Source organism: Xanthomonas sp. D-36-1 (genome assembly GCF_017746155.1).
In the GTDB taxonomy this organism is placed as follows: Bacteria; Pseudomonadota; Gammaproteobacteria; order Xanthomonadales; family Xanthomonadaceae; genus Xanthomonas; species Xanthomonas cissicola.
The window spans coordinates 1-8344 of the sequence record NZ_JAGHWR010000017.1 but is presented as its reverse complement, the minus strand read 5'-3'; the positions used below and the strand labels follow the sequence as shown (position 1 = coordinate 8344).

Sequence of the window (8344 nt, the reverse complement as noted above, 5' to 3'; positions counted from 1 at the left end):
GTTGATCAGACCTTCCTTAGCACTCCAGGTGCAGTCGCATGCATCGAACATGCGGGAGCTTCGATAGGCAGGTTGTCACTGCCGACCCGATCACTTCAATGTCCTGGCAATACGCGCCAGCCGTGTGTTACTGGCGCGGTCATGCCAGGTCAGCCGGTCGCGATCCAGCCACGCCCACCAGAATCCCAGCCCGCCCAGCGCCAGCGACAAGCTGCCGACGGCATAGCGGATCCACAGCGCACGCCATGACGCCTGTGGGTCGATCAAGCGCAGCCGCCAGGGGCGCATGCCCAGCGTCTGCCCGCCGCGCCGCCAGCTCACGGTGGCGTAGAGGCCTGCGGCGATCCAGCAGCACAGCCACAACAGCCATTGCCAGCCGCTGAAAGGCGCGATGTTTTCGCGCGTGGGGTGCCCGGCGAGCGTAAAGCCCAGCGTGAACACGGTGGAGATCAGCATCGACAGCGCCAGCACCGGCCAGGTGTCGTAGCACAACGCCAGCAGCCGCCAGCCCACCAGGGCAGGCGCGCGCGCAACGCGAGGCGAAGGGATCGAGGTCATGGCGCGAGCATAACGGTCGCCAAGCACGGCGCAACGCCGCGCTGCAGTAGCCACGCTCTGGTGCCTGCACGCGCTGACGCACGCGATACATCGAACTGCGATCAATTGCACCCTGGCGCGACGGTCGGTGCGCAGACGCGGCATGTTCAAATGGGCGCATGCCCATGCTGGGACCCACCGGCCATGGCAGCTCTGGCGTCGCGATCCGGATAGCCTTCCCGCCTGCGGCCGACGCGTGCTGATCACGCATAACAACGACGCGCACATGTCCTAACCCCGCGCGCGCAGGCAGGCACCTACCGGCAACCCGCACTGCGTCCGCTCTCAAGACGCGCGCGGCGTTTTATGCTGTGGCGATGTCTGCCAGCAGCCCCGCCGAACGCCGCCAACTAGCCCGCCACCTGCCGCCGGTGCAGCCGGCTGATGCCAGCGTCATCGAACGGTTTCTCGACCGGTTCTGGGCCGAGCAGGGCGTGGCGCGGCAGACCCTGGAGAGTTATCGGCGCGACCTGGAAGGGCTGGCGCGTTGGCGCGACGGCGCTGGTGGCGGCTTGCTGGGCATCGACCGTGCCGCCCTGTTCGACTATCTGCGCTGGCGTACCCGGGCCAATTATTCTCCGCGCAGCACGGCGCGGCTGTTGTCGACCTTGCGTGCGTTCTACGGGCTGTGCCTGCGCGATGGCGTGCGCAGCGACGACCCCACCGCCTTGATCGACCCGCCGCAACTGCCACGCTCGCTGCCAAAGGCCTTGACCGAAAGTCAGATCGAGGCCCTGCTGGCTGCGCCGGACCTTGACACACCTGCGGGCCTGCGCGATCGCGCCATGCTGGAACTGATGTACGCCGCGGGCCTGCGTGTGAGCGAACTGGTCAACCTGCCGGCAGTGGGGGTGAACCTGCGCCAGGGCGTGCTGCGGGTGACCGGCAAGGGCAGCAAGGACCGGCTGGTGCCGCTGGGCGAGGAATCCCAGCACTGGTTGGAGCGTTACCTGCGCGAGGCGCGCCCGCTGCTGGCCGCGAACAAGCCGGTGACGGCGGTGGACGGGCAGGTGCCATTGTTCATCGATGTCTCCCGCCAACCGCTCAGTCGTCAACAATTCTGGGCGCTGGTCAAACGCTACGCAGCGGCGGCCGGCATCGACCCGGCCACGGTCAGCCCGCACGGGCTGCGCCACAGCTTTGCCACCCATCTGCTCAACCACGGCGCCGATCTGCGCGCGTTGCAGATGCTGTTGGGCCACAGCTCGTTGTCGACCACCCAGATCTATACGCTGGTGGCGCGCCAGCATCTGCAGAAACTGCACGCCAGCCATCACCCGCGTGGTTAGTCCGCGCGGCGCCTCGCCATGGGCATGCGTGCTGGCGACGCGCCGGTCGCGGTCGCGGTAGAGCTGCGACCAGGCCAATCGCCTGCCCGCGGCCGCAGCAACGCCGCCAACTGACGTTGTTGCTGCCTCGCCAGACGCGCTCGGCGGCCGCGGCGGCGTTGCCGGTCAGGCTGGCGCCGGCCGGCGTGGCCTCCTCGTTGTCATACCTTGAGCTGACGGTCGGCGCCGGACGCCATGCGGCGGGGCACCCCAGGAAGCAAAAGAGCGCAGGAACGACGCTTGGTGGCACCTTCATTGGCGCCTTGCGACGGCGAAAGTGCCGAGCCCACCGCCAGACGCGGCAAACCACGCTCTGCACTGCGTCTGTCCAACAGGTGCAGCAACCGGGTGCCTGCAGCGTTCACAAACTGTCGCGGCCGCGGCCAGGCTTCATCTGCGCTGTGCGAGAATCCCGGCACCTCATTCCATCTGGATGCGTGAATGTATCGTCTTGCCATTGCCGCGCTGCTGGGCGCGATCAGCCTTACCGCCTGCGCACAATCCTCGCAGCCTGCGGCAAGCACTGCCGGCGCCAAGCCAGCCGCCGCGGCCGCCGCCGCGGCCGCCGCCGCCGCCGGCACGGTGGACCAGCGCGTGAGCACGGCGCTCAAGGCGCTGGACCCGGATTTCAAGCCCGATTACATCGGCGCTGCGCCGTTCCCCGGTTTCCGCGAAGTGGTCGTCGGTGGGCAGGTGCTGTACGTCAGCGACGACGGTCGTTACCTGATCCAGGCGCAGCCGTTCGACATCCAGAACAAGCAGTTCGCCGCCAGCCCGGGCTTGCTGGCCTACCGCCGCAAGCAACTGGACACCGTGCCCCAGACCGACCGTATCGTGTTCGCGCCGGCCAACCCGAAGTACACCGTCACCGTCTTCACCGATGTGGAATGCGGTTACTGCCGCAAGTTGCATAGCGAGATCGGCGAGCTCAACAAGCAGGGCATCGCGGTGGAATACCTGGCGTTCCCGCGCATGGGCCTGGGCAGCCAGGACCACAAGGAAATGATTGCGGTGTGGTGCGCTGCCGATCGCAAGCAGGCGCTCACGGCCGCCAAGTCGGGTCAGCCGGTCGCCTCCAAGGACTGCAAGAACCCGGTGTCGATGGAATACAACCTGGGCCAGCGCCTGGGCGTCAACGGAACGCCGGCGATCTTCGCCCCCGACGGCACCCAGCTCGGTGGCTACCTGCCGCCTGCCCAGTTGCGTGAGGCGCTGGAAAAGCGTGCGGTGACCACGGCCGGCGGCAGCCGCTGAGGCCTAATTGGCTCTGATCATCGTGGCGCGTCGCCGATGGCGCCGTTGCGGTGGTCGTCTGCGCAATGACAAAGGCCCGGGTGCGACCGCATCCGGGCCTTTGCCGTCTCTGGGGGTTAGCCGCCATCTAGAGCGTGTTATGCACCTTGAGATGCGATGCGTTGGCTGCCGCGCGGCGCGCGCTGGCGGCCAACCCTCCGGGAAGTGCCCTGTGGCGCGCCGATATCGCGTCGCGCGCCTGGGGCCCAGGCGGCCAGCCTGGGCAAGGCGCACGGCTTGTCTCGACGCGCCACGGGACGCTTCGTACGTACCTCGACGTACGTAACACGCTCTAGCCGCGTCCTTCATGCCGGCCGGTGCAACGTGCGCGCATGGGGGCGGCGACAAGGATCCTGCCTGACGATTCCATTCCCGATTCCCGCCATCGCACGCGCAGTCCGGCGTCGACCCATCAGCTCCGTTACAATCTGCAGCCCCGTTTCTGACACGGTTCCCCGGACATGATGGTCCTCGAGGGCGCTTCCGCCCTTTCGCCGTTCCGCCGCGCTCGGCTCGAAACCCGCCTGCAAACCCTCGTTCCCGCGCTGCGTATCACTGGCGCCTGGCACGTGTACTTCATCCGTGCCGAGACCGGGCAATCGCCCGACCAGGCCACCTTGCAGCGGATCCTGCAGGCCAACGCCGCGCCCGCCGAGCGCGATGCCGATGCCTCCTCGCGCTACGTGGTGCCGCGCCTGGGCACCTTGTCGCCGTGGTCGAGCAAGGCCACCGAGCTGGTGCGCGGGGCTGGGCAGCCGATCCAGCGCGTGGAGCGCGGCACCCGCATCGATCTGGCCGGCTGGCCGGACGACGCGGCTGCCCAGGCCGCCGTGGCCAAGTTGCTGCACGACCCGATGACGCAATCGCTGCTTGGTTCGGCCGCCGCTGCCGAAGCGCTGTTCAACGTGCCCGACCCGGGCCAGCTGCAGCGCGTGCCGCTGGATGGGCTGGAGCAGGCCAACCGCGACCTGGGCCTGGCCCTGGCGCAGGACGAGATCGACTACCTGCGCGAACGTTTCGGCGCGCTGGGCCGCGACCCGGCCGACGTCGAGCTGATGATGTTCGCCCAGGCCAACTCCGAGCATTGCCGGCACAAGATCTTCAATGCCAGCTGGACCATCGACGGCAAGCCGCAGGAGCGCTCGCTGTTCCGCATGATCAAGCACACCCACCAGCAGACCCCGCAACACACCTTGTCGGCCTACAGCGACAACGCGGCGGTGGTGGAAGGCGTGCCGGCTGCGCGCTATCGCCCGGATCCGGCCACCGGCCAATACCGCAGCGAAGCAGTGCTGCCGTCGGCATTTGCGATCAAGGTGGAAACCCATAACCACCCGACTGCGATCGCACCGTTCCCCGGCGCGGCCACCGGTGCGGGCGGCGAAATTCGCGACGAAGGTGCCACTGGTCGCGGCGGCAAGCCCAAGGCCGGCCTGACCGGGTTTTCGGTCTCGCACCTGCGCATCCCGACCCTGCCGCAGCCCTGGGAAGCGCCGCGCGCGCTAAACCCGCGCATGGCGCCGGCGCTGGACATCATGCTCGACGGCCCGCTCGGCGGCGCAGCGTTCAACAACGAATTCGGCCGACCGAACCTGCTCGGCTATTTCCGCAGCTTCGAGCTTGCCGAAGGCCCGGGCCTGACCCGCGCGTACGACAAGCCGATCATGCTGGCCGGTGGCCTGGGCGCGATCGATCGCAACCAGGTGGAAAAGCTGCGCCTGCAGCCGGGCGATGCGGTGATCGTGCTCGGCGGCCCGGCGATGCTGATCGGCCTGGGCGGCGGTGCGGCCAGTTCGGTGGCGGCCGGCGACAGCGCCGAGGCGCTGGATTTCGCCAGTGTGCAACGCGAAAACCCGGAAATGGAACGTCGCTGCCAGGAGGTCATCGACCGCTGCGTGGCGCTGGGCGTGGACAACCCGATCCGCTGGTTCCACGACGTGGGCGCGGGTGGTTTGTCCAACGCCATCCCCGAGCTGCTGCACGATTCGGGCGTGGGCGGCATCATCGACCTGGGCCGCGTACTTACCGACGATCCGTCGCTGTCGCCGCTGGAATTGTGGTGCAACGAATCGCAGGAACGCTATGTGCTCGGCGTGCCGCAGGCGCGCCTTGAAGAATTCGCCGCCATTTGCGCCCGCGAACGCTGCCCGTTCGCCGCGGTCGGCGTGGCCACGGCCGAGGAGCGGCTGGTGGTCGGATACGGCGTCCTGGACGCCGGGAATGGGGAATCGGGAATCGGGAATGGTAACGGCGTGCTGCCGGTTGCCGAAGCCGCTTCTCCCCATTCCCCATTCCCGACTCCCGATTCCCAGCTCCCGATCAACCTGCCGATGGATGTCCTGTTCGGCAAGGCGCCGAAGATGCATCGCGATGCGGCGCATCCGGCCGCGCCGCAGTGGCCGGTGCTGCAGACCGCGTCGCTGGACCTGCAGCAGGCCGGTTTGCGCGTGTTGGCGCATCCCACCGTGGCGTCCAAGAGCTTTCTGGTCACCATTGGCGATCGCAGCGTGGGCGGGTTGACCGCACGCGAACAGATGATCGGGCCATGGCAGCTGCCGCTGGCCGATTGCGCGATCACCCTGGCCGGTTTCGACACCTTCGAAGGCGAGGCGATGTCGATCGGCGAACGCACGCCGCTGGCGCTGTTGAACGCGGCCGCATCCGCGCGCATGGCAGTGGGCGAAGCGATCACCAACCTGTGCGCCGCACCGGTGCAGCGGCTGGACAGCATCAAGCTCTCGGCCAACTGGATGGCCGCCGCCGGCCATAGCGGCGAAGACGCGTTGCTGTACGACGCCGTGCGCGCGATCGGCATGGAGCTGTGCCCCGCACTCGAACTGAGCGTGCCGGTCGGTAAGGATTCGCTGTCGATGCAGGCGCAGTGGCAGGTTGGGAATGGGGAATCGGGAATCGGGAATGGTGAAACGCCAGAGTCCTCCGCTTCCACCATTCTCGATTCTCCATTCCCTATTTCCGGTGAAACGCTGAAAAGCGTTTCACCCGTATCGTTGATCATCAGTGCATTCGCGCCCGTGGGCGATGTGCGCACGCAGCTGACGCCGTTGCTGCGCAGCGGTGAAGAGAGCGAGTTGTGGTTGATCGGGCTGGGAGGCGGCAAGCAGCGGCTGGGCGGGTCGGTGCTGGCGCAGGTGTATGCCGACGACACCGCGCTGCCGGCGTTCGGTGGCGAGGTGCCGGATCTGGACGATGCGCAGCGGCTGCGCAGTTTCTTCGAATTGATCCGCGACGCGCGCGACAGCGGGCTGTTGCTGGCGTATCACGATCGCAGCGATGGCGGTGCGTTTGCCGCGTTGTGCGAGATGGCGTTTGCGTCGCGGCAGGGCCTGGACATCACGCTGGATGCGTGGGGCGACGATGCGTTCCGCAGCCTGTTCAACGAAGAATTGGGCGCAGTGGTGCAGATCGCCAGCGAAGACCGCGCCGCGTTCGCCGACCTGGTCGAGCGCCACGCATTGACCGAATGCGCGCAGCGCATTGCACGCCCCACCGGCACGCCGCGCATCCGCGTGAGCGGGCAGGGCCGCGTGCTGGCCGAATGGCGCTGGGAAGAGCTGTTCGATGCGTGGTGGTCGGTGACCCATGCGATGCAGAAGCTGCGCGACAACCCGGACAGCGCCGATGAAGAGCGCGCGCTGGCGCGTGATTTCAAGGCGCCAGGCCTGCGCCCGAAGCTGGTGTTCGACCCGTCCGACGATGTGGCGGCGCCATTCGTGGCCACCGGCACGCGGCCCAAGGTGGCGATCCTGCGCGAGCAGGGCGTCAACGGGCAGATCGAAATGGCTTACAACTTCGAGCGCGCCGGTTTCCGACCCTACGACGTGCACATGAGCGACCTGATCGAGGGCCGCGTGGACCTGAGCGAGTTCGTGGGCTTTGCGGCGTGCGGCGGTTTCAGCTACGGCGACGTGCTGGGCGCAGGCCGCGGCTGGGCGACATCCATCCTGGAGCGCTCGGCGCTGCGCGACGCGTTCGCCGCGTTCTTCGCACGCAGCGATACGTTCGCGCTGGGCGTGTGCAACGGATGCCAGATGCTCAGCCAGCTCAAGGACATCATTCCCGGTGCCGAGCATTGGCCGCGCTTCCTGCGTAATCGCAGCGAGCAGTTCGAAGCGCGCACCGCGCTGCTGGAAGTGGTGGAGTCGCCGTCGATCTTCCTGCGCGGCATGGCCGGCTCGCGGATTCCGGTGGCGGTTGCGCACGGCGAAGGCCGCGCAGAGTTCGATAGCGCCGTGGACCAGGCCGCCGCACGCGTGGCATTGCGTTACATCGATGGCGACGGCGGGGTGGCGTCGCAGTATCCGCTCAATCCGAACGGTTCCCCTGACGGCATCACCGGGCTGACCAGCAGCGACGGCCGCGTCACCATCCTGATGCCGCATCCGGAGCGCACGCCACGCAGCGCAAACCTGAGCTGGTACCCGGTCGACTGGGGCGACGACTCGCCGTGGCTGCGGATGTTCCGCAACGCGCGGGTGTGGTGCGGTTGATGCCGTGCGGCTGATCGGCAGCCGCTGACGTATGACCCGACGGCCGTGTGCAGCGATGCACACGGCCGTTGTCGTTTTGGCAGGCGCGCTGAACTTCCGGTCGGACGTCGGGAATAGGGTGAAGGTTCGTTGCGTGCTGCCGCTACCAATACACATGCGCGACGCGATCAATAGCCTCGTTTCCAAGCTAAGCGTGTTTACCGGCCTCGCGGGTGCAAGCTGCCGGCGCGCTCGAATCACGTGCTGGAGCGGCGCGATCGGCAATGGTCGTTCGATGAGCCAGGTGCGCAATGCACTGCAATCGCAACCTTTTTTTGCCAATATCTTTGATTTAGCGGTGGCGAAGTTGCGACTAAATAATCAATCGATACCTGGTCATTTTTTAGTAACTTAAAAATATTGATTATTTATTTCGTCTCGCTGATTTTGCGGTGTGTGACGGCAATCGCATTGAAGGTCCACTTTTCAATTAGGGAAGGTCTGAACAACGAGACCTGACAGGGCGGAAGGTGGCGTCGTTCCGAAGAGTGGCTTTTGGAACTTCGGAATTTCGCCATTTCTGGCGCTTTCCGCGGGAATTTCCCGGTTCACAGACGCACGCTCCCCATCGCCGGCAGT

At 66.8% G+C, this 8344-nt stretch carries 5 protein-coding genes; 4 read left to right on the top strand and 1 reads right to left on the bottom strand.

Annotated elements, in window-relative coordinates; all coding sequences use genetic code 11:
* Positions 1-90 precede the first annotated feature (90 nt).
* Complete coding sequence (locus J7367_RS05155) at positions 91-558, bottom strand: RDD family protein (RefSeq protein ID WP_057664009.1); 468 nt, start codon at positions 556-558, stop codon at positions 91-93.
* 356 nt (positions 559-914) lie between these two features.
* Between J7367_RS05155 and xerD the strand changes: the two genes are divergently transcribed.
* The 4 genes from xerD to J7367_RS05135 all read left to right on the top strand — a co-directional run bounded on the left by xerD (position 915) and on the right by J7367_RS05135 (position 8120).
* On the top strand, positions 915-1886 hold the full coding sequence (gene xerD / locus J7367_RS05150; protein WP_057664012.1) for a site-specific tyrosine recombinase XerD: 972 nt from the start codon (positions 915-917) through the stop codon (positions 1884-1886).
* Positions 1887-2366: 480 nt separating this feature from the next.
* Entirely contained in the window at positions 2367-3179 is an 813-nt protein-coding gene (locus tag J7367_RS05145; protein WP_057664015.1) for a DsbC family protein, read from the top strand.
* A 500-nt stretch (positions 3180-3679) separates the two neighbouring features.
* The gene (gene purL / locus J7367_RS05140) at positions 3680-7726 is read left to right on the top strand and encodes a phosphoribosylformylglycinamidine synthase (protein ID WP_057664017.1); all 4047 of its coding nucleotides are present in this window, start codon (positions 3680-3682) and stop codon (positions 7724-7726) included.
* A 154-nt stretch (positions 7727-7880) separates the two neighbouring features.
* Positions 7881-8120: a hypothetical protein gene (locus tag J7367_RS05135; RefSeq protein ID WP_176214970.1), complete on the top strand. Its 240-nt coding sequence runs from the start codon at positions 7881-7883 to the stop codon at positions 8118-8120.
* Positions 8121-8344: the final 224 nt, after the last annotated feature.

Excerpts from the sequence above, each read along its gene's own strand:
- J7367_RS05155 (WP_057664009.1), bottom strand. The coding sequence starts at position 558 with ATGACCTCGATCCCTTCGCCTCGCGTTGCGCGCGCGCCTGCCCTGGTG.
- xerD (WP_057664012.1), top strand. The coding sequence starts at position 915 with ATGTCTGCCAGCAGCCCCGCCGAACGCCGCCAACTAGCCCGCCACCTG.
- J7367_RS05145 (WP_057664015.1), top strand. The coding sequence starts at position 2,367 with ATGTATCGTCTTGCCATTGCCGCGCTGCTGGGCGCGATCAGCCTTACC.
- purL (WP_057664017.1), top strand. The coding sequence starts at position 3,680 with ATGATGGTCCTCGAGGGCGCTTCCGCCCTTTCGCCGTTCCGCCGCGCT.
- J7367_RS05135 (WP_176214970.1), top strand. The coding sequence starts at position 7,881 with ATGCGCGACGCGATCAATAGCCTCGTTTCCAAGCTAAGCGTGTTTACC.